This is a genomic window from Cryobacterium sp. TMT1-3 (genome assembly GCF_004402315.1).
In the GTDB taxonomy this organism is placed as follows: Bacteria; Actinomycetota; Actinomycetes; order Actinomycetales; family Microbacteriaceae; genus Cryobacterium; species Cryobacterium luteum.
Genome location: NZ_SOFW01000003.1, coordinates 1 through 21382 on the forward strand (window position 1 = coordinate 1; position 21382 = coordinate 21382).

General features: G+C 64.8%; 15 protein-coding genes. 8 read left to right on the plus strand and 7 right to left on the minus strand.

Annotated features, from left to right (window positions below):
* From E3O25_RS00110 to E3O25_RS00120, 3 genes are all read right to left on the minus strand, one after another.
* The coding region (locus tag E3O25_RS00110) for a DEAD/DEAH box helicase (RefSeq protein ID WP_241988453.1) at positions 1–1414 on the minus strand (1414 nt) is incomplete at its 3' end.
* Positions 1415–1814: 400 nt separating this feature from the next.
* On the minus strand, positions 1815–2453 hold the full coding sequence (locus tag E3O25_RS00115; RefSeq protein ID WP_134360166.1) for a DUF1684 domain-containing protein: 639 nt from the start codon (positions 2451–2453) through the stop codon (positions 1815–1817).
* 5 nt (positions 2454–2458) lie between these two features.
* Positions 2459–3013 (minus strand): hypothetical protein, encoded by a 555-nt coding sequence (locus tag E3O25_RS00120; protein WP_241988454.1) that lies wholly within the window; start codon positions 3011–3013, stop codon positions 2459–2461.
* A gap of 30 nt (positions 3014–3043) precedes the next feature.
* Between E3O25_RS00120 and E3O25_RS00125 the strand changes: the two genes are divergently transcribed.
* Entirely contained in the window at positions 3044–3484 is a 441-nt protein-coding gene (locus E3O25_RS00125) for an EVE domain-containing protein (protein WP_241983932.1), read from the plus strand.
* A 30-nt stretch (positions 3485–3514) separates the two neighbouring features.
* A complete protein-coding gene (locus E3O25_RS00130; RefSeq protein ID WP_134360167.1) occupies positions 3515–4780 on the plus strand; it encodes a hypothetical protein in 1266 nt (421 codons plus the stop codon).
* A 67-nt stretch (positions 4781–4847) separates the two neighbouring features.
* Here E3O25_RS00130 and E3O25_RS00135 read toward each other — a convergent pair whose 3' ends face one another.
* From E3O25_RS00135 to E3O25_RS00150, 4 genes are all read right to left on the minus strand, one after another.
* Entirely contained in the window at positions 4848–5342 is a 495-nt protein-coding gene (locus E3O25_RS00135; protein ID WP_134360168.1) for a SprT-like domain-containing protein, read from the minus strand.
* 58 nt (positions 5343–5400) lie between these two features.
* Complete coding sequence (locus E3O25_RS00140; protein ID WP_241988455.1) at positions 5401–6561, minus strand: sorbosone dehydrogenase family protein; 1161 nt, start codon at positions 6559–6561, stop codon at positions 5401–5403.
* 187 nt (positions 6562–6748) lie between these two features.
* Positions 6749–7348 (minus strand): hypothetical protein, encoded by a 600-nt coding sequence (locus tag E3O25_RS00145; protein ID WP_241988456.1) that lies wholly within the window; start codon positions 7346–7348, stop codon positions 6749–6751.
* A gap of 139 nt (positions 7349–7487) precedes the next feature.
* Positions 7488–8372, minus strand: a complete 885-nt coding sequence (locus E3O25_RS00150) for a spermidine synthase (RefSeq protein WP_092107137.1) — start codon at positions 8370–8372, stop codon at positions 7488–7490.
* 349 nt (positions 8373–8721) lie between these two features.
* On the opposite strand from E3O25_RS00150, the gene rpoB reads away from it, so the two are divergent.
* The 6 genes from rpoB to E3O25_RS17735 all read left to right on the plus strand — a co-directional run bounded on the left by rpoB (position 8722) and on the right by E3O25_RS17735 (position 21376).
* A complete protein-coding gene (gene rpoB, locus E3O25_RS00155) occupies positions 8722–12213 on the plus strand; it encodes a DNA-directed RNA polymerase subunit beta (RefSeq protein ID WP_092107139.1) in 3492 nt (1163 codons plus the stop codon).
* Positions 12214–12255: 42 nt separating this feature from the next.
* Complete coding sequence (locus tag E3O25_RS00160; RefSeq protein WP_092107141.1) at positions 12256–16179, plus strand: DNA-directed RNA polymerase subunit beta'; 3924 nt, start codon at positions 12256–12258, stop codon at positions 16177–16179.
* 329 nt (positions 16180–16508) lie between these two features.
* A complete protein-coding gene (locus tag E3O25_RS00165; RefSeq protein WP_092107593.1) occupies positions 16509–18191 on the plus strand; it encodes a GspE/PulE family protein in 1683 nt (560 codons plus the stop codon).
* Positions 18192–18209: 18 nt separating this feature from the next.
* The gene (locus E3O25_RS00170) at positions 18210–19529 is read left to right on the plus strand and encodes a type IV pilus twitching motility protein PilT (RefSeq protein WP_134360169.1); all 1320 of its coding nucleotides are present in this window, start codon (positions 18210–18212) and stop codon (positions 19527–19529) included.
* Positions 19526–20755: a type II secretion system F family protein gene (locus E3O25_RS00175; RefSeq protein ID WP_134360170.1), complete on the plus strand. Its 1230-nt coding sequence runs from the start codon at positions 19526–19528 to the stop codon at positions 20753–20755. Before E3O25_RS00170 ends, E3O25_RS00175 begins: the two co-directional genes overlap by 4 nt.
* A gap of 180 nt (positions 20756–20935) precedes the next feature.
* A complete protein-coding gene (locus E3O25_RS17735) occupies positions 20936–21376 on the plus strand; it encodes a type IV pilin protein (RefSeq protein ID WP_277871549.1) in 441 nt (146 codons plus the stop codon).
* Positions 21377–21382 lie beyond the last annotated feature (6 nt).

A 21382-nucleotide genomic window follows, 5' to 3' on the forward strand; every position in this document is an offset into this window, starting at 1 on the left:
CGGCCGAAGCCGAGTCGCTGCTGCGGCCGCCGTCGTTGCGGTCGGTGCGGGCGGCACCGTCCCGGCTTGCGCCGGAGCGGCCGCCACGGCTGGAGTCGCCGTCGCGGCTGGGGCGACCACTGCGCTCACCCTGCGATCCGCCCTGCGAACGGCCGCCCTGTGAGCGACCTCCCTGCGAACGGCCACCCTGAGACTGGCGCTGCTGCTGCGGCGCCTCGACGCGCGGCGCCGGCTTGACGTAGGCGGCGACATCGCCGACGAGGGCGTCGACGGCGGGGGAGGCGGCATCGACGCGTTGCGGGGTCACCTTGATGGACGCCTTCCGCAGCAGGGCATCGGTGTCGCGCTTCTGCTCGGGCAGCACGACGGTGACGACGTCACCGGCGCTGCCGGCCCGGGCGGTACGGCCCGAACGGTGCAGGTACGCCTTGTGCTCGGCCGGCGGGTCAACGTGGATGACGAGTTCGATGTCGTCGACGTGCACGCCGCGAGCGGCGACATCCGTTGCGACGAGAACCTTGACCGTGCCGGCGCTGAAGGCGGCGAGGTTGCGGTCACGGGCCACCTGCGAGAGGTTTCCGTGCAGGTCGACGGAGGGGATGCCGGCGTCGGTGAGGCTCTTGGCGAGCTTCTTGGCCTGGTGCTTGGTGCGCATGAAGAGGATACGACGGCCGGACCCGCTCGCGAGCTTCTGCACGAGTTCCTTCTTCGCGTCGACGCCGGAGACCTCGAACACGTGGTGGGTCATGGCCGAGACGTGGCTGTTGGCCTCGTCGACCGAGTGCATCACCGGGTCGTGCAGAAAGCGCTTGACGATCTTGTCCACGCCGTTGTCGAGCGTGGCGGAGAACAACATGCGCTGTCCGTTGCCGGGCGTCTTGTCGAGGATGCGGGTGACGACGGGCAGAAAGCCGAGGTCGGCCATGTGGTCGGCCTCGTCGAGCACGGTGATCTCGATGGTGTCGAGGTTCACGAAGCCCTGCTTCATGAGGTCTTCGAGGCGGCCGGGGCAGGCCACGACGATGTCGACGCCGGCCTTGAGCGCTGCGACCTGACGGCCCTGCGAGACACCGCCGAAGATGGTGGTGGTGTTGAGGCCGTAGGCCTCGGCGAGCGGGGTGATGGCGTTGGTGATCTGCGTGGCGAGCTCGCGGGTCGGCGCGAGGATCAGGCCGAGCGGGCGGCCGGGGCGACGCTTGCCGCCGGCGAGGTTGCCGCCGAGGCGCGACACCATCGGAATGGAGAAGGCCAGGGTTTTGCCGGAGCCGGTCTTACCGCGGCCGAGAACGTCGCGGCCGTTCAGGGTGTCGGGAAGGGTGTCGACCTGGATCGGGAAGGCGGTGTCGATTCCCTGGCCGGAGAGAACTTTGACCAGGGGAGTCGGCACGCCGAGCGTGCCAAAGGTTGTGGACACAGTGGTGGTTGTAGACAAAGTGGTGCCTTTCGGGGCATCAGTCTCCTCGCCCGTTCGAATTACCGCGCAGCGGTAAGCAAACCAGGAGGATTCACATGGCGAAGGTGCCGAGGGGCACATCCGTTCGCCGTAAGAATGTTTCATTCGAAAAATCAGGTCAGCCCTGGTGGGCCGCCGGATAGAGAAGAGGGCGTTCTACGACGCAGCGAGCACAACTACGCACTCGCAAGTACTCTCACTCTAGCGGATGCTGTCAAATCGGCTCCGCGCGCACCGTCTGTACCTTCGTATCGGGGGTGCTGTACGGAACTGCGGAGACTATCCGAAGTTCAGCCACGATCGCACCCGGAGGTGGGCGAATCAGCGAATTCTCCGCAGTTATGAACGGGCACCCGGACCGCTACGAGTGGTCGCCGTGGTACAGCTCGCCGACGGGCACCTCGACACCGATGACGTTGCCGCTCTGCGGCAGCGGGCAGGCCCACATCGGGTCGTAGGCGCAGGACGGATTGTAGGCGAAGTTGAAATCGAGAATGAGGGTGTCGTCGCCCAGCCCAGGCCCGAGGTCCGCGCCCTTGATGGTGTCGAGCAGGTAGCGTCCGCCGCCATAGGTGCCGTCGCTCTTGCCGGCCAGGGCATCCTTCAGCGGCAAGAACAGGCCCCCGCCGTAGCTGGCGAGTCGCCAGACGTCGAGGGAACCGAGGTACGGCAGCCGCACGGTTCCGACCAGGTCGAATGGCACGGCGCCGTCGGTTCCAGTCTCCACGTTCAGGCGATAGGGCTGATCGGCCCGGTGTACCTCCGCCTCGAACCGCCAGTCCGGGTCATAGGCGGCGATCGGCAGACCGGTGAACACCGAACGGTCGTCGGGCAGAAGCGGCGACGACGGATGCCCGGCAAACAGTTCGTCCCGCCCGGAACGCCACAGCTCGTGCCCGGTCTGCGGGCTGCTCACGCTCAACTGGCGCACCCCCGCGTACAATCCGGTGACGCGACGACGCCAGTCGGCGACCTGCAAGGCTCCAAGCGAAGAACTCACGGTGGCTACGCTGCCGCCGTCGACGGCACGAAGTTCGGGTCGTCGATGCCGACATCGTGCTGCCAGGTGGGGGCGAGGCGTTTGAGTCGAAGCATGCGCCACTGCCAGAACGCCCAGAAGGTGGGCCAGAGCGCGAGCGTGGCCGGGCGGCCGCGAAAGATGAGCTGGTCGCGGTAGAGCGTTTTGCCGGTGCCGGCCGGGTCGGGCGCGATCGCCATGCGGTGATCCCACAGCGTCACCGCGCTCAGCGCGCCGGACACACCGCGGCCGGTATCGCGCAGGATGCGCACCCCGTCGGCCCGGTGGGTGGAGTTGGCGAGCCGAATGATCTGCGTGCCCATCGGCACCAGGCCGAGCATGGAGAACACGGCGGGGTGCTCCCCGGGCTCCCAGCGCGTGGGAAAGCCGTCGGCTTCGAGTGATTCAACCGCCATGAACGGGCTGCTCACCTCGCGGAACACGGCGGGGCTGTGGATGGCGTGCCAGGCGGCATCCGGTGTGCAGTCGAGGATCTCTTTGAGCAGTACGCGCATCTGCCCAGTCTGGTTGACGGTGGCCATCAGTACAACTGGATGCAGTACAAATGAAGGGTGGCAATTCGGTTCTGGCTCGGCGTGGTGCACCGCGAGCACGTGCTGCGCGGGGTCGATCTGGGCATTGCCCGCGCCAATCGCGGTGCCGGCGACGTGATCGCGCAGATGGGTGAGGCCGACGGCATCGTCTACTACTCGCCGAAGACCGCGATCGAGGGCGATCCGCTCAAGGAATTCACCGCAATCGGTCGAATAGCGGATGCGCACGCTTATCGGGTAGGCGACCCCGGCAACGAGTGGCGGCCGTGGCGGCGCCGGGCCGACTACGACCTGGATGCCTGGCCCACCAGCATCCGCCCGCTGTTGCCGGTGCTGCAGCTGACCCGCGGCAACTCGGACTGGGGATTTCAGCTGCGCCGCGGCGTGCTCGAGATCTCGCGGCACGACTTCGAGATGATTCGGCAACAGATGCGCCGGCCCTCCGCCGACGACCGGTAGCACCCAGCATGCCTCATTAGACTTCTTGATATGAATGGCGATCTCTGGTGGGTACCCTCGGTCATCGTTATCGGCCTCGTTGTGGCCGGAGTCTGGGCGCTGGTGACTGCCTCGCGGCGGCGCACCCGGGCCAGACTCGGGCAGGTGCGCGCGGCGGCCACCGAATTGGAGCGCACCGCGGCGAGCAGCCTGGTGCGCGCCGACGACCTCGTGCAGGACGCGACCGACGAGCTCAGTTTCGCAATCGCGCAGTTCGGGGAATCGTCGACCCGGGAGTTCGCGGCCGCGCTCGGCACCTCCCGGCGGCAGCTCAGCGACGCCTTCGCGCTGCAGCAGAAACTCGACGATGCCGTACCGGACAGCGCGGCCGAACGCACCCGCTGGAACCAGCAGATCGTGCAGCTCGCCGATGAGGCGACCAACCGGCTGACCAGCCAAGCCCGGGATTTCACGGCCAAGCGCGGCGTAGAACGCAATGCGCCGCAACAGCTTGACGAGCTGCGCCGCCGACTCGACCGGGTATCCGACCGGGTCGCCGGCGGCACGAGCACCCTCACCCGGCTGGGGCTGAGCTATTCCGCGGCGGCCCTAGCGCCGATCAGCGGCAACGTCGACCGGGCCCGCACGGCTCTCGACGCGGCCAGGGTGAGTGCCGATGCTGCGGCGGCCCGCCTCGAGGCGGCATCGTCCGAACCCGTCGGTGAACAGTTGCAGGCCGCCGAGCACGCGCTGTTTCAGGCCACGCAGCTGCTCGATGCCATCGAAACCGGCGAAGACCAGCTGCATCGTGGCTTCGCGAACCTGCAGAAAGCGCTGGAATCGGCCGGGTCGGAACTCGCCGAAGCCCGCGCCCTGCGCGATGGTCACGAGGAATCCGACGCGAGCGCGTCGCTCAACCAGGTCATCACTGCCGCCGCGTCGGTGCAGGCTTCTCTGCGTGAGGCCGGACGGCGCAGTGACCCGGCCGCCGATCTTGTGGCCTTGGAGACGGCGATGAACGGGCTGGACGGCATCCGCTCCGAGGCGCGCAACCGTCAGCTGCGCCTCGACAACGCGCGCACCGCCCTGGCCGGCGCGCTGCTCACCGCGCGCAGCCAGATCACCGTCACCCACGACTTCGTCGCCGCGAATCGAGGCCGGGTGCAGGCCGGCGCCCGCACCCGCCTGGCCGAGGCCGAGCGCCAGCTGGCGATCGCCGTGGCCGAGACCGACCCGGTGACCGCCCTCGACACCGCCCGCCGGGCGATGACCCTCGCAACGGATGCCGACGCCCTCGCCCGCTACGACACGCACTAGACGAGGTCGAGAGTGTACGAGCCCCCACCTGCATCCGCTGGAGGTGCGCTCGCTTGAAGGAGAACGGCTAGGGGCCAGCAGATGCCGCAGCCCGGCGCCGGATCGCCGGGGTGATCTCGCGCCGCAACCAGGTGATGGCGTGGGCCTGGTCGAAACGGCGGGCGCAGAGGCCGCAGGCCAGGGGCCGGGTGGGCTGTCGATAGCGAAAGTGAGTGTGCCCGGCGGGACAGGTACCCACCCAGGGGGCGAGCTCATTGGCGATCTCACCGTCGTGGGTGCGCTTGCCGTCGTAGCCGAGGTCGAACGCCATCTTCTTCCAGCGCGGGCCGTGGCCGGCGCGCGAACCGGCCAGAGCGTGAGCGAGCTCGTGCAGCAGAATCTGGTGCACGTCGTCGTCGGAATACCGCGCGGCGAGGTAGCGCGACACAGTGATGTGCTTCTTGCTGAAATTACACAGGCCCGCCCGCTTCTTCGCATTGTCGAAGCCGAAGGTCCAGCTGGGGTCAAGGTGGAGCGCGATGAGCGCATCGGCCCACCGGCGCACCTGAACGAGGTCGGCCATTAAGGGCCCGCCGTTGCAGCGTCGGAACCGGGTGCTTGGGCCGAATTGGGCGCGTGCATCATCGGGGTGCCACCTGCACTTGATAGAGCCGGTCGTCGCCGGCCGCCGGGGATCCGCGGCCATCGGTGTTATTACTCACAAACCACAGTGTGTCAGCCGGCCCCGGCACCACGTCGCGCAGGCGGCCATAACTGTTCACAAACCATTCCGTGGGCGTGTCTGTGGAGGAGGCAGCCGTGATCGGGATGCTCCACAGTCGTTCCCCGCGCAGGCTCGCCATGAAGATGGTGTCATTGACGATGGCGATTCCGCTCGGGCTGGCCTGGTCGGTCGACCACTGCTGTTCCGGATCGACATAGGCCGGATCCCCCGCCTGGCCCTCGACCAGCGGCCAGCCGTAATTACCGCCGGGCACGATGCGGTTGAGTTCGTCCCAGGTGTTCTGGCCGAACTCGCTTGCCCAGAGCTGACCGCGCGAATCCCAGGCCAGGCCCTGCGGATTCCGGTGCCCGAACGAATACACGAGCGTGCCGAACGGATTGCCCTCCGGCACGGCCCCGGTGGGCGTCAGGCGCAGAATCTTACCGCCGAGCGAGCCCGTGTCCTGGGCAGTGGCCGTGTTTCCGGCGTCCCCGACGCTCGCGTAGAGCAGTCCGTCGGGACCGAACGCGATGCGACCGCCGTTGTGATTCCCGGCGCGGGGGATCGAGTCCAGCACGAGGGTGGGCGCCCCGAGGGTGTGGCTGCCGGGGGAGCCGGCCAGCGGCATCCGCTCGATGCGATTATCGGACGCGGTGGTGAAATAGGCGTAGACCCAGCCCGCGCCGCCCGGGGCAGAGGTGTCGGGCAGGAACGCGAGACCGAGCAGCCCACCCTCCCCGCCGGGTCGCGCCGCCGCGATACTGCCGGCCTCCCGCAGGCTGCCGTCGGGCAGAAACTCACGCACCCGGGTGGTGTCGCGTTCGCTGATGAGCGTGGCGCCGTCTGGAAGCGGCAGAATCGACCACGGAGCCGCGAGACCCGAGGCCATCACCACCGGTTCGCCGAGCGGATGCACCGGAGTCAGCTGGCCGTTTTCCGTGGCGGTCGGGGCGGGCCCGGCCGGTGTGGACGTCGCCGGTGTGGCGCGCGGTGCCGCGGCGGTGCATCCGCTCACCGCGAGCACCAGCAGCACGGCCGACACGGAGAAAACCGCGCGACGCAGCGAAAGATCAGTCACCGTTCACCTCGCCTTCGTGGTGAACACAGCATGCCGTAGATCTCGGTCACCGGCTACGTTCCGTCTGGGATGGTGCACAACTCCTGCAATTTCGGGCTGAACGCAGCGGGTACCGCGTGATTCCGGGCCTGTTTCCATGGTCTGCGCCGAATTGCAGGAGTTATGCACGCGGGCCCGCTGGCTTGGGTCAGCCGCGCGCCGCGATGTGCGACTCCACGACGGCCACGGCGAGCAGCGAGCTGTCGAGCTCGTCGGCGTCTGCGCCGTCTTTCTCGCGCAGAAACACGGCGGCGGTGAAGTCCGCGAGTGCGCCGTCGAGGTTGCCCTGGTCGAAGTACACCTTGCCGCGGTGCTGCCGGGCGTAGGCGGCGAGGCGGGTCCATTCGTGCACCTCGGAGTCGAGGATGCAGTGGGTCAGCTCACTCGCGGCCTCGTCGAGTTTGCCCTGAAACTGCAGAACCTGCGCCCGACGGATGCGACTGGCCACGGCCTGCTCCCGGTTGCCGGTGAACCGGGACTGGCGCAGCGCCTCGTTCGCGATCTCCCAGGCCTCGTCGAGCCGACCGACCAGGCGCAGCAGGGCAACCTTCTCGTTGAGCGCGGCCAGGCTGCGCAGGTTGCCGAGTTCTTCCAGCCGCTCGCCGGCGGCCAGCAGGTCGACTTTTTCGCGCAGGGTGATGGGGTCGTAACCGATGATGAAACTCAGGGTGTGTTCCTGTAATGGCGAGGGCGGCCGGGGGCCGCGGTGATTGACGGGTGCACCCAGAGTACCGCCGCGGGCGGGCATCCGGCCGTAGCTCCGACGGTGTCGCGCCGGCCCGGTGGCTTAATCAGGAAAATCGCAGTATGGGTCGTGGCGCAACCGCGAGAAAGCGGATGCCGCCCCCGCGCCGCGCCCGCATCTCCTGAATTAGCCCCGGAGCAAGCTAGTGCCCGATCTGAAAGACCGTGCGGCCCGGCAGCGGTGACTGGGTCGAGGTCTCGTCGGTCGCCACGAGAGATCCGGCCATGAACGCTTTCAGTTCCGCTCCCTCAATCACCTTCGCCGGGTGCGGTCCGTTGGCGAGCAAGCGCGGAATCCAGTTCAGGTCGATCGGCGTGTGCGCTGCCACGAACACGATATTGCCGAACCGTCGGCCCTTGAGCACCTGCGTCTCGGCGAAACCGATCACGTGTTCGAACACCGCCGAGAGGGTGGCGGCCTGGCCCCGCGCGAACGCGAGGCCGGGACCATCCGCTACGTTGACGGCGAGCACGCCACGCGCCGACAACAGCGGGGCGGTGAGCGCGAAGAATTCGCGGCTCGTCACATGCTTCGGGGTGCGCGCTCCCGAAAAGATGTCGACCACGACGAGGTCGACGGCGCCGTGCAGTCCCGCGGGCAGTTTGCCGAGCACCTCGCGCGCATCGCCGTGGCGCACCCGCAACTGAGCGCGTTTGTCCCACGGCAGCACCTCGCGAACGAGGTCGATCAGGTCGCTCTCGATCTCGACGACCTGCTGGCGGGAACCCGGCCGGGTCGCCTCCACATAGCGCGGCAGCGTGAGGGCGCCGGCCCCGAGGTGCACCGCCGTGATCGGCTCGTGCGGATCGCCGAGCAGGTCGATCACGTGCCCGATGCGCTGGATGTACTCGAAGAACAACTCGTCCGGGTGGTCGAGGTTCACGTGCGACTGCGGCGTGCCGTCGACCACGAGCTGAAAGCTGCCGGGGGTGAACCGGTCAGGCTCGATCACCGCGGTGTGTCCGCTCAACGTCAACACGACAGACGGATGCCCGTCGCTCGCCTCACTCTTACGCCCAGTGCTCATGGTTCCAGTGTGCGCCCTCCCACGGGGCCGACTGCGCACGATCCGTGGGGCGGCGCCGCGCCATCCGTTTCGTGAGAGAGCTCCGGCATGCGTTCAGCCACGATTTGCCGCCTTTGCGGCCAGAACTGAGGGGGTTATACCTGAGAATCTGCTTGATCGCAACAATTAGGTGGACACACCGGTCAGGAAGGCATATAGTTGACCCTTGCGCTCCCAGACAAACTATGCCTTCATATTGCGGTCGGCTTTGCGTGTTCAAGCCACCTTGAGGCACACCTCTTATGAGGGTCTGCGGAGTCATCACCAATAACAGTAACTAGACCTGACGGGGTCCACGGAGGTTATTTCCTTGGCTGCTGCGCGCAACGCAACCACCAACTCACCCAAGAACGGCCGCTCGCACGAGCGTCTGTCGTTCGCAAAGATCAGCGACCACTTGAACGTTCCGGATCTGCTCGCTTTGCAGACCGAGAGCTTTGACTGGCTCGTCGGCAACGACATCTGGAAGGCTCGCGTCGCCGAGGCCCAGAAAGCCGGACGCCAGGACCTGCCGAATCGCACCGGGCTCGATGAGATCTTCGAGGAGATCTCTCCCATCGAAGACCTCGGCGAAACGATGCAGCTGTCGTTCACCAACCCGGAGCTCGAGCCGGAGAAGTACACCATTGACGAGTGCAAGGAAAAGGGTAAGACCTACTCCGCACCCCTCTACGTGAACGCTGAATTCATGAACCACCTCACTGGTGAGATCAAGACTCAGACCGTGTTCATGGGTGACTTCCCGTTGATGACCCCCAAGGGCACCTTCGTGATCAACGGCACCGAGCGTGTCGTCGTGTCGCAGCTGGTGCGTTCCCCGGGCGTGTACTTCAACCGCGAGCAGGAGAAGACGTCTGACAAGGACATCTACTCCGCCCGAGTCATCCCGAGCCGTGGTGCCTGGCTTGAATTCGAGATCGACAAGCGCGACCAGGTTGGCGTGCGCATCGACCGCAAGCGCAAGCAGTCCGTGACCGTGTTCCTGAAGGCCCTCGGCCTCACTAGCGAGCAGATCCTCGAAGAGTTCAAGGGCTACGCGTCCATCGAGCTCACCCTTGAGAAGGACAACATCCTCACCAAGGAAGAAGCCCTCAAGGACATCTACCGCAAGCTTCGTCCCGGCGAGCAGGTTGCCGCCGAGGCTGCGCGTGCGCTCCTCGACAACTTCTTCTTCAACTCCAAGCGCTACGACCTGGCCAAGGTTGGTCGTTACAAGATCAACCGCAAGCTCGGCCTCGAGGCGCCGCTCAGCGACTCCGTACTGACGCTCGCGGACATCCTGGCCACCATCAAGTACCTCGTTGCCCTGCACGACAACCAGACCACCCTTCCGGGCCTGCGCGACGGCAAGATGACCGACATCAACATCGACATCGACGACATTGACCACTTCGGTAACCGTCGTATCCGTGCCGTTGGCGAGCTCATTCAGAACCAGGTGCGCACCGGCCTGTCCCGCATGGAGCGCGTCGTTCGCGAGCGCATGACGACGCAGGACATCGAAGCGATCACCCCGCAGACCCTGATCAACGTGCGCCCCGTCGTCGCCGCGATCAAGGAGTTCTTCGGTACCTCGCAGCTGTCGCAGTTCATGGACCAGAACAACCCGCTCGCTGGATTGACGCACAAGCGTCGCCTGTCCGCGCTGGGCCCGGGTGGTCTGTCCCGTGACCGCGCCGGCGTCGAGGTGCGAGACGTTCACCCCTCGCACTACGGCCGCATGTGCCCCATTGAGACCCCGGAAGGCCCGAACATCGGCCTGATCGGCTCGCTCGCCTCGTTCGCGCAGATCAACGCGTTCGGCTTCATCGAGACGCCGTACCGTCGTGTACTCAACAACAAGGTCACCGAGACCATCGATTACCTCACCGCGAGTGAGGAAGACGACTTCATCGTCGCCCAGGCCAACGCGCCGCTCACGAAGGACTCGCACTTCGCCGAGGCCCGCGTGCTCGCTCGTAAGAAGGGTGGCGAGGTCGACCTCGTTCCCGCTGAAGACATCGGCTACATGGATGTCTCGCCGCGCCAGATGGTGTCGGTTGCGACCAGCCTCATCCCGTTCCTCGAGCACGACGATGCAAACCGCGCGCTCATGGGTGCCAACATGCAGCGTCAGGCTGTGCCGCTTCTTCTCAGCGACAGCCCGCTCGTCGGAACCGGCATGGAGGTCTACACGGCCATCGACGCCGGTGACGTGCTCACCGCGTCGAAGCCCGGTGTGGTCTCCGAAGTGTCGGCTGACGTCGTCACCATCCAGCTCGATGAGGGCGGCACGCAGGACTACTACCTGCGCAAGTTCAGCCGCTCCAACCAGGGCACGAGCTTCAACCACCGCGTGATCGTCAACGCCGGTGAGCGCATCGAAGCCGGCGAGGTCATCGCCGACGGACCCGCCACCGACCAGGGCGAACTCGCCCTCGGAAAGAACCTGCTCGTGGCATTCATGCCGTGGGAAGGCTATAACTTCGAGGACGCGATCATCCTGAGCCAGAACCTGGTGAAAGACGACACCCTCTCCTCGATTCACATCGAAGAGTACGAAGTGGATGCCCGCGACACCAAGCTGGGTAAGGAAGAGATCACTCGCGACCTTCCCAACGTGTCGCCGGACTTCCTCGCCGACCTCGACGAGCGTGGCATCATTCGCATCGGAGCCGAGGTTCGCCCCGGCGACATCCTCGTGGGCAAGGTCACGCCCAAGGGCGAGACCGAGCTCTCCGCTGAGGAACGCCTGCTGCGCGCCATCTTCAACGAGAAGAGCCGCGAAGTTCGCGACACCTCGCTCAAGGTTCCCCACGGTGAGCGCGGCACCATCATCGGTGTCAAGGTGTTCGACTCGCAGGACGGCGACGACGAGCTCGGCTCGGGCGTCAACCAGCGCGTTGTCGTGTTCATCGCCCAGAAGCGCAAGATCACCGAGGGTGACAAGCTCGCCGGCCGTCACGGCAACAAGGGTGTCATCTCCCGTATTCTGCCGATCGAGGACATGCCGTTCCTCGCCGACGGAACCCCGGTTGACATCATCCTCAACCCGCTCGGCATCCCCGGTCGAATGAACTTCGGCCAGGTGCTGGAAACGCACCTCGGCTGGATTGCGAAGCAGGGCTGGAACGTCGAGGGCAAGCCGAAGTGGGCTGCTCGTCTTCCGGAGCACGCCTTCAGCGCAGCCCCCGGCACGAAGGTCGCCACCCCGGTGTTCGACGGTGCGCTCGAGATCGAGATCGAGGGCCTTCTGGACTCCACGACCCTGACCCGCGACGGCGAACGCCTCATCGGTTCCACCGGAAAGACCCAGCTCTTCGACGGCCGCTCCGGCGAGCCGTTCCCGATGCCGGTGTCCGTCGGCTACATGTACATCCTGAAGCTGCACCACCTCGTCGACGACAAGATCCACGCTCGTTCGACCGGACCGTACTCCATGATCACGCAGCAGCCGCTGGGTGGTAAGGCGCAGTTCGGTGGCCAGCGTTTCGGTGAGATGGAGGTGTGGGCGCTCGAAGCATACGGAGCCGCTTACGCCCTGCAGGAACTCCTGACCATCAAGTCTGACGACATCCTCGGCCGCGTCAAGGTGTACGAAGCCATCGTCAAGGGTGAGAACATCCAGGAACCCGGCATTCCCGAGAGCTTCAAGGTTCTTATCAAGGAAATGCAGTCGCTCTGCCTGAACGTCGAAGTGCTTTCGGCCGACGGCACCGCAGTCAGCCTGCGCGACACGGATGACGAGGTGTTCCGTGCTGCGGAAGAACTCGGCATCAACATTTCCACCCGGTTTGAGTCGTCGTCCATCGACGACATCTAAGCCCGGTCCAAAGAAACTTCGAAAACTTTCCAAGGAGAGAAATTGCTCGACGTAACAACATTTGACGAGCTTCGTATTGGCCTGGCTACCGCAGACGACATCCGTCGTTGGTCGCACGGTGAGGTCAAGAAGCCCGAAACCATCAACTACCGCACGCTCAAGCCGGAAAAAGACGGCCTGTTCGGTGAGCAGATCTTCGGACCCTCACGGGACTGGGAATGCTCTTGTGGCAAGTACAAGCGTGTTCGCTTCAAAGGCATCGTCTGCGAGCGTTGCGGTGTCGAGGTCACGAAGTCGTCGGTGCGCCGTGAGCGCATGGGCCACATCGAACTCGCTGCCCCCGTCACGCACATCTGGTACTTCAAGGGTGTGCCCTCGCGTCTCGGCTACCTGCTGGACATGGCTCCGAAGGACCTCGAAAAGGTCATTTACTTCGCCGCCTACATGGTCATCACGGTAGATGAAGACGGTCGCCACCAGGACATGCCTGGCCTCGAGAACGAGCTGCGCCTCGAACTCAAGACCATCGAGTCCAGCCGCGACTCGCGCATCGCCGATCGCCTGCAGCGCCTCGAAACCGACCTCGCAGCACTGGAGGCCGAAGGCGCCAAGAGCGACCAGAAGAAGCGCACCAAGGACGCCGCCGAGAAGGAAATGGGCCAGATTCGCAAGTCTCTGGACGAGCAGATCGCTCACCTCGAGCGTGTGTGGGAAGACTTCCGCACCCTCAAGGTCGGCGACCTGAAGCCGGAAGACTCCGTCTTCCACGAGCTCCAGGACCGTTTCGGTATGTACTTCGAGGCCTACATGGGCGCCGAAGCCATCAAGAAGCGCCTCGAGGCCTTCGACCTGGTCACCGAGAGCGAAAACCTGCACCTGCAGATCGCCGAGGGCAAGGGTCAGAAGAAGATCCGCGCCATCAAGCGTCTGCGCGTGGTCAACGCCTTCATCATGACCGGCAACTCGCCGGCCGGAATGGTGCTCGACGTCGTTCCCGTGCTCCCGCCCGAACTGCGCCCGATGGTGCAGCTCGACGGTGGCCGTTTCGCGACCAGCGACCTCAACGACCTCTACCGTCGTGTGATCAACCGCAACAACCGCCTGCGTCGTCTGCTCGACCTCGGAGCTCCCGAGATCATCGTGAACAACGAGAAGCGGATGCTGCAGGAAGCTGTCGACGCACTGTTCGACAACGGTCGTCGTGGTCGCCCGGTCACGGGTACCGGAAACCGTGCCCTCAAGTCCCTGAGCGACATGCTCAAGGGAAAGCAGGGTCGTTTCCGTCAGAACCTGCTCGGCAAGCGCGTGGACTACTCCGGCCGTTCGGTCATCGTGGTCGGCCCGCAGCTCAAGCTGCACCAGTGTGGTCTGCCCAAGCAGATGGCACTCGAGCTGTTCAAGCCGTTCGTGATCAAGCGCCTGATCGACCTGAGCCACGCTCAGAACATCAAGGCCGCCAAGCGCATGGTCGAACGCTCGCGTCCGCAGGTCTGGGACGTGCTCGAGGAGATCATCCGCGAGCGCCCCGTCATGCTCAACCGTGCACCCACCCTGCACCGTCTGGGCATCCAGGCCTTCGAGCCTCAGCTCGTTGAAGGTAAGGCAATCCAGCTGCACCCCCTCGTCTGCGCGGCGTTCAACGCCGACTTCGATGGTGACCAGATGGCCGTCCACCTTCCGCTCTCGGTTGAAGCCCAGGCCGAGGCACGCATCCTGATGCTCGCCTCGAACAACATCCTCAAGCCGTCTGACGGCCGCCCGGTGACCTTGCCCACCCAGGACATGATCATCGGTCTGCACCACCTCACCACGTTGAAGGAAGGTGTGGTCGGAGAAGGCCGCGCATTCTCCACCGTGTCGGAGGCCATTCTCGCGTTCGACCAGAAGTCGCTCGACCTGAATGCCAAGGTGCGCATCCGCTTGACCGACAAGTACTTCACCGAGGGCACCCAGCCCGAGGGTGTCGAACTGGTCAACGGTCAGGCTGTCGGAACCGTTCTCGTCACCACGAGCCTCGGTCGCGCCATCTTCAACGAGGCGCTTCCGGCCGACTACCCGTACTTCGAAGACGTTGCCAACAAGGTCACCATGTCGACCATCGTCAACGACCTCGCGGAGCGGTACGTCAAGGTGGAGGTCGCTGCAACCCTCGACCGGATCAAGGATGCCGGTTTCTACTGGGCAACCCGTTCCGGTGTCACCGTTGCGCTCAGTGACATCCTCACCCCGCCGAACAAGCCGCAGATCGTTGCCGGCTACGAGAAGCAGGCCGCCAAGGTTCAGGCACAGTTCGACAAGGGTCTCACGACCGACCTCGAACGTCGCCAGGAGCTCATCCAGATCTGGACCCGTGCCACGGAAGACGTCGCCGCAGCGATGCAGGCGAACTTCCCGGCCGACAACACGATCAACCGCATGGTCACCTCAGGTGCTCGTGGTAACTGGCTGCAGGTGCGTAACATCGCCGGCATGCGAGGCCTCGTGAACAACCCGAAGGGTGAGATCATCCCTCGCCCGATCATCTCGAGCTACCGCGAAGGCCTGTCCGTCGCCGAGTACTTCATTGCTACTCACGGTGCTCGTAAGGGACTGGCCGACACGGCTCTGCGTACCGCCGACTCGGGATACCTCACCCGTCGTCTCGTTGACGTCTCGCAGGATGTCATCATCCGCGAAGACGACTGTGGAACGACGAAGGGTCTCGAACTGCCCATCGCCGGAACCGATGCCACGACCGGTGCGCTCCTGCGCGACGAAGACGGCGGCCTCCTGGTCGACTTCAACGTTGAGAACGCGGTCTACGCTCGCAGCCTGGCCGCAGCCGCGGTCAACGCTGCCGGTGAGGTCATCGCCGACGCCGGAGACGACGTCGGAGACGTGCTCATCGCGAAGCTCATCGCCGGTGGTGTCGAAACCATCAAGGTGCGTTCCGTCCTCACCTGTGAGTCGGCCGTCGGTGTGTGTGCGGTCTGCTACGGCCGCTCGCTCGCCACGGGCCAGCTCGTCGACATCGGTGAGGCCGTCGGTATCATCGCCGCGCAGTCCATCGGTGAGCCCGGCACCCAGCTGACCATGCGTACCTTCCACACGGGTGGGTCGGCATCCGCTGACGACATCACTCAGGGTCTGCCGCGTGTACAGGAGCTGTTCGAGGCGCGTACCCCCAAGGGTGCGTCGCCCATCGTCGACTCCGCCGGACGCATCACGATCGAGGATTCGGACAAGGGCCGCAAGGTCATCCTGACCCCCGACAGCGGCGACGAAGCTATCGCCTACCCGGTGCTCAAGCGTTCGACCCTGCTCGTCGAAGACGGCCAGCACGTCGAGCTCGGACAGCAGATCATCATCGGCGCCGTCGACCCGAAGGAAGTTCTTCGTGTCAAGGGTGTTCGTGCGGTGCAGAAGCACCTCGTCTCCGGTGTGCAGGAGGTCTACCGTTCGCAGGGTGTACCGATTCACGACAAGCACATCGAGGTCATCGTTCGCCAGATGCTTCGCAAGGTGACCGTCGTCGAACACGGCGACACCGGACTGCTTCCGGGCGAGCTCGTTGACCGGTTGAAGTACAACGACCTCAACCGCACCGCGCTCACCGAGGGCAAGAAGACGGCATCCGCTCGCCAGGAGGTCATGGGTATCACCAAGGCTTCCCTGGCGACCGAGTCCTGGCTGTCGGCCGCTTCCTTCCAGGAGACCACCCGGGTTCTGACCCAGGCGGCCATGGAAGGCAAGAGCGACCCGCTGATGGGCCTCAAGGAGAACGTCATCATCGGTAAGTTGATCCCCGCCGGCACCGGCCTTCCCCGCTACCGCGACGTCACCGTCGAGGCAACGGAAGAAGCCAAGGCTGAGCGTTACCCGAACCGCATCTTCACCGAAGATGCCACGTTCAACGAGGGTGACCTGAGCTTCGTCGACTTCGACAGCTTCTCGTCGGACGACCTGGCTCCCGGTACGTACAACTAACCTCGGTTAGCACCAACGGATGGCTCCTGCTTCGGCAGGGGCCATCCGTTATTTAAGCCCGGGTCGGCGAGCACACACGGGTCGGCGAGCATGTGCAGGGTAAGCGGATGCCGCCCGCTGGCTTCGCAGGTGCGCCCCGCCGTCCGGGACCACCTTAGGCAACTGGGCCCATGATCTATCGTGGTCGCACTTTCCGGGCCCGGGCCCGGAAAGTGCCGGAAGGGCAGAGGGCGCAGGGGAGAGGGAAGTGGAGGGGAGGAGAAAAAACGGGGGCGGGGGACGTATACTCGGGGTCTAGAGTAGATGTGACCAGTTCGGGGGAGGCCCGCGTGGCAACCCTGACCGAGATTCTCATTCTGCACGGCTTGCTGCCGATCGAGGTGCTCGACACCCTGATGGCCGGTGATCCGGCCGACGAGGGCGCCGTGCGGCGGCTCGTTGACAGCGGAGTGATCACCGAGCTGCAGTTCGCCAAGGCGCGGGCCGCCCAGGCCAACCTCCCCTTCGTTGAACTGCTCGAATACGCGGTCGAGGCGAGTGCCCTCGCCCTCGTGTCACCGTTGATCTGTCGACGCCATGAGGTGCTGCCGATCGGGATCGTGGCCGGACGTCTCGTGCTCGCGATGGTCGACCCAGGTAACGTGTTTGCGCTCGACGATGTCGGTGAAGCTGCCCGCCTGCGGGTCTCCCCGGTCGTCGCCGAAAGATCGGACCTGCTCGCGGCCATCGCGCGGTATCACCGTGCCGACGACGAGCTCAGCAACCTGACGACCACGCTCGAGGAAGAACACGACTCCATTTCGTCGACGCCGGACCCCAGCGACGAGGTCAACGACGACGGCGCGCCCATCGTGCGGTTCGTGAATTTGCTGGTGAGCCAGGCCATTCAGGACAAGGCCAGTGACATTCACATCGAGCCTGGAGAGGCAAGCCTGCGGGTGCGCTATCGCATCGACGGCGTGCTGCACGAGATGCCGAGCGCGCCGAAAAGTATTCAGAACGGAGTGATCAGCCGCCTCAAAATCATGGCTGATATCGATATTGCCGAACGGCGCAAACCCCAGGACGGCCGCATGTCGGTCAGTCACGGCGGCCGAAAAATCGACTTGCGAGTAGCGACCCTGCCGACGGTCTGGGGCGAAAAGGTCGTGATGCGTATTCTCGACAACTCGACGACGAGCATGGACCTGCGCGCACTGTCGCTGCTCGACCACAACTATGACGACTTCAAGAAGGCCTACTCCAAGCCCTACGGCATGATCCTCGTGACGGGGCCGACCGGGTCGGGAAAGTCGACGACTCTCTACACGACCCTGCACTCGGTCGCCCGTGCGGAGATCAATGTCATCACCGTCGAAGACCCCGTCGAATACCGTATGGCGGGCATCAACCAGGTGCAGGTGAACCCGAAGGCGGGCCTCACCTTTGCGAGCGCACTCCGCAGCATTTTGCGGTGCGATCCCGACGTTGTTCTGCTCGGTGAGATTCGCGACCACGAGACCGCCCAGATCGCGATCGAGGCGGCGCTCACCGGTCACCTTGTGCTCTCCACCCTGCACACCAACAACGCACCGAGCGCGATCACCCGCCTCACCGAGATGGGGATAGAACCTTTTCTCGTGGGCAGTGCCCTCGACTGCGTGGTGGCTCAACGGCTGGCCCGCCGCCTGTGTGACCGCTGCAAGGTGCCCGATACGCGCAGCATTGACGAACTGACGTCCCTTCGATTCGACGCCAACGTCGAACGATTCACCCACGCGAGACCGACGGTGATCTACAAAGCCGCCGGCTGCATCAACTGTTCGCACACCGGCTATCGGGGCCGGCTTGCCGTACATGAGGTGATGACGGTCACCGAGGAAATCGAACGTCTCTGTGTAGCCAGGGCTTCGAGCGCGGCAATCACGCTCGCTGCCCGGGAGCAGGGAATGATCTCCCTGCGTGACGACGGGTGGGCCAAGGTGCGCCTCGGTCTCACTTCCATCGAAGAAATTCTGCGCGTGGTTGCTTAGGTCGAAAGGACCAGTGTCATGACCCACCCCATCTACGAAATCCCGGTCACGCCCCCGGGGGCGGCCGGCGCGGCCTGGCCCCTCGACGATCCAGCCCTCGACGTGCCGGAACCGGCCGGCGGGGCAGCGGCGCGCGAGGAAGAGGACGCGGCCGAGCCGACCCGACGCGGCCAGCGGTCGCCGCTGGACGAAGGGCCTGACCCCGATCTCATTGCGGCACTGCTGACCGTGCTCGATCTCGGCGCCTCCGACCTGCACGTCACCGTGGGGGCTCCGCCGTGCGTGCGGGTCGACGGCAATTTGCGACCGCTGGAGAATTCCAGCAAGTGGATGCGAGACAAGGTCACGCCCGCCCTGCACAGTCTGCTCACCGCGGCGCAACTCGAGCAGTTCGAACGTGAACTCGAGCTCGATTTCGCGTACACGGCTGGCGGAGCCCGCTTTCGAGTGAATTACTTCATTCAGCGCGGCTCGGTCGGCGGCGCGTTCCGGCTGATCCCGCTGGAGATCAGACCGCTCTCCGATCTCGGCGTTCCCCAATCGGTCGGCAATTTCGCCCAGCTGGCCCGCGGCCTCGTGCTCGTGACCGGACCGACCGGATCGGGCAAGTCGACAACGCTCGCCGCCCTCATCGACCTCGTCAACCGCACCAGGGCCGATCACATCGTCACCGTCGAAGACCCCATCGAGTTCCTGCACAAGCATCAGAAATCCCTGGTGAACCAACGCGAGGTGGGCCACGATACGCACAGCTTCGCATCCGCTCTCAAACACGTGCTGCGGCAGGACCCCGATGTGATCCTGATCGGTGAGCTGCGAGACCTGGAGACCATCTCGGTGGCGCTGACCGCTGCGGAGACGGGGCACCTCGTATTCGCCACCCTGCACACCCAGAATGCCGCACAGACCATCGACCGCATCATTGATGTTTTCCCGCCGTTCCAACAGGAGCAGGTGCGCGCCCAGCTCGCAGCGACCCTGCAAGGCGTGGTCTGCCAGGCACTGATCAAGAAAATCGGTGGCGGACGGGCCGTGGCCATTGAAGTGCTCGTGGCGACCCCGGCCATCGCAAACCTGATCCGAGAAGGGAAGACCTATCAGATTCCGTCGGCCATGCAGGCCGGGCGGGCCCTCGGCATGAACACCATGGACCAGCACCTCGCCGAACTCGTCACGACCGGGCTCATCACCCGAAAAGCAGCCGAAGAGAAGGCGCAGGATCGGGCCAGCCTCGCCCAGCTGCTGCGACAGTCGGATGCGGGCGACAGCGCAGCCGGTCCGGCGTCATCGGACGGCATCGACTTTGGTGACTCCTACTCCATGCGGGAACCGCAATGACCACGGGCGGCGTCTTCGCCTACCGGGGCCGCAATGGGGTGGGTAAGATCGTCAGCGGCCGCCTCGATGCCGCGTCCGAGAACGCGGCCACGCAGCGTCTGCGTACCATGGGACTTGCACCGATCTCGGTGGCGGAGGTCAGTGTCGGTACCGGGCTGAAACGGGAATTGCGCATCCCCGGTTTCTCCAAGGGGGTGGGGCTGAAGGACCTCGCCATCATGAGCCGACAGATGGCCACCATGACCAGTGCGGGGCTGTCCCTGCTGCGCACGCTGAACATTCTCTCTGAGCAGACCGAAAACCCACAGCTCGCACGAATCCTGGCGACCATTCGCACCGAGGTGGAAACCGGAGCGTCGCTGTCGGAGGCTATGGCGAAGCATGCGCAGGTTTTTCCGCCGATCATGATCAACCTCGTGCGCGCCGGCGAGACCGGGGGTTTTCTCGAAGGTTCGCTCACCTCGGTGGCCGCCAATTTCGAATCGGAAGTGAAGCTGCGAGACACGATCAAGTCGGCGCTGGCCTACCCGGTCGTCGTGCTCATCATGGCGGTGCTGGCCGTCATCGGCATGCTGATCTTCATCGTGCCGGTCTTCGAGAAGATGTTCGCCGGGCTCGGCGGCGAGTTGCCGCTGCCCACCCAGGTGCTCGTGGTGCTGTCCAGGATGATGGTCTGGCTCGGGCCGCTTCTGCTGGTGCTCGGCGCCGCTCTCGCGTTCTGGTGGCGCACCAACAAGAACACCGAAGCGGTGCGCCGCCGGCTCGACCCGTTCAAGCTCAAACTGCCGGTCTTCGGTCGATTGCTCATGAAGCTCGCTATTGCGCGGTTCAGCCGCAATTTCTCGACCATGATCGCCGCTGGTGTGCCTATTCTGCAGTCGCTCGCCATCGTCGGCGAGACGAGCGGCAACTGGGTGATCGAATCCGCCCTGCGGAAGGTCGCCGAGTCGGTGCGGCAGGGCGGCTCGATAGCGGGTCCACTGGCGCTGGAGCCGATCTTTCCGCCGATGGTCGTGCAGATGATCGCCGTCGGGGAAGATGCCGGCGCACTCGAGCAGATGCTCGCCAAGGTCGCCGACTTCTACGACCAGGAGGTGCAGGCCACCACCGAGCAGCTCACGGCCCTCATCGAGCCGCTCATGATCGCATTCATCGGTGTGGTGATCGGCGGCATGATCGTGGCCCTGTACCTGCCCATGTTCAGCATCTTCGAGTACGTGAAATAGTCCATCTGAGGTCACGGAGAATGACTTTACGAAAAGACCCCCATTAAGGGGACTGAAACCGTAAGATCAAAACAGGTGAGTTTTTGGCATTTCCCATTTACCCACCATCCCCACCTCGACAGCAATATTTGCAGCAATTCCTGCGCAGCAACTCTTGCACAGCAATAAGGACACAAGCTCATGATTCGACCGATGATTCACCGCACCCTGGCCGCACTCACCCGCACACGCACCGCGATTCGCGATCGGCAACAGGGCTTCACCCTGATCGAATTGCTCGTGGTCGTGCTCATCATCGGCGTGCTCGCCGCCGTGGCCATCCCGATCTTCCTCAACCAGCAGGAGGGCGCCAAGGACAGCGCCGTCAAGGCGCAGATCACCCAGGCGAAGACCGCCGTCGTCGCTGAGATGGTCACCAACACCTTCCCCGCCAGCCTGGCCGCCGCGAGCGCGTACACCGAGAGCAAAGAAGTCACCGTGACGCTCACCGGTTCGGCCGCTGCCTTTTGCATCAGCGGAAAATACACCGGCTCGACGCGAACCTTCGCCATTGATGACAACGGGGCCGCCGTCCAAGGCACCTGCAGCACGGCGTTCGTCGCAGTTGCAACAACTCCGTAACCGCGC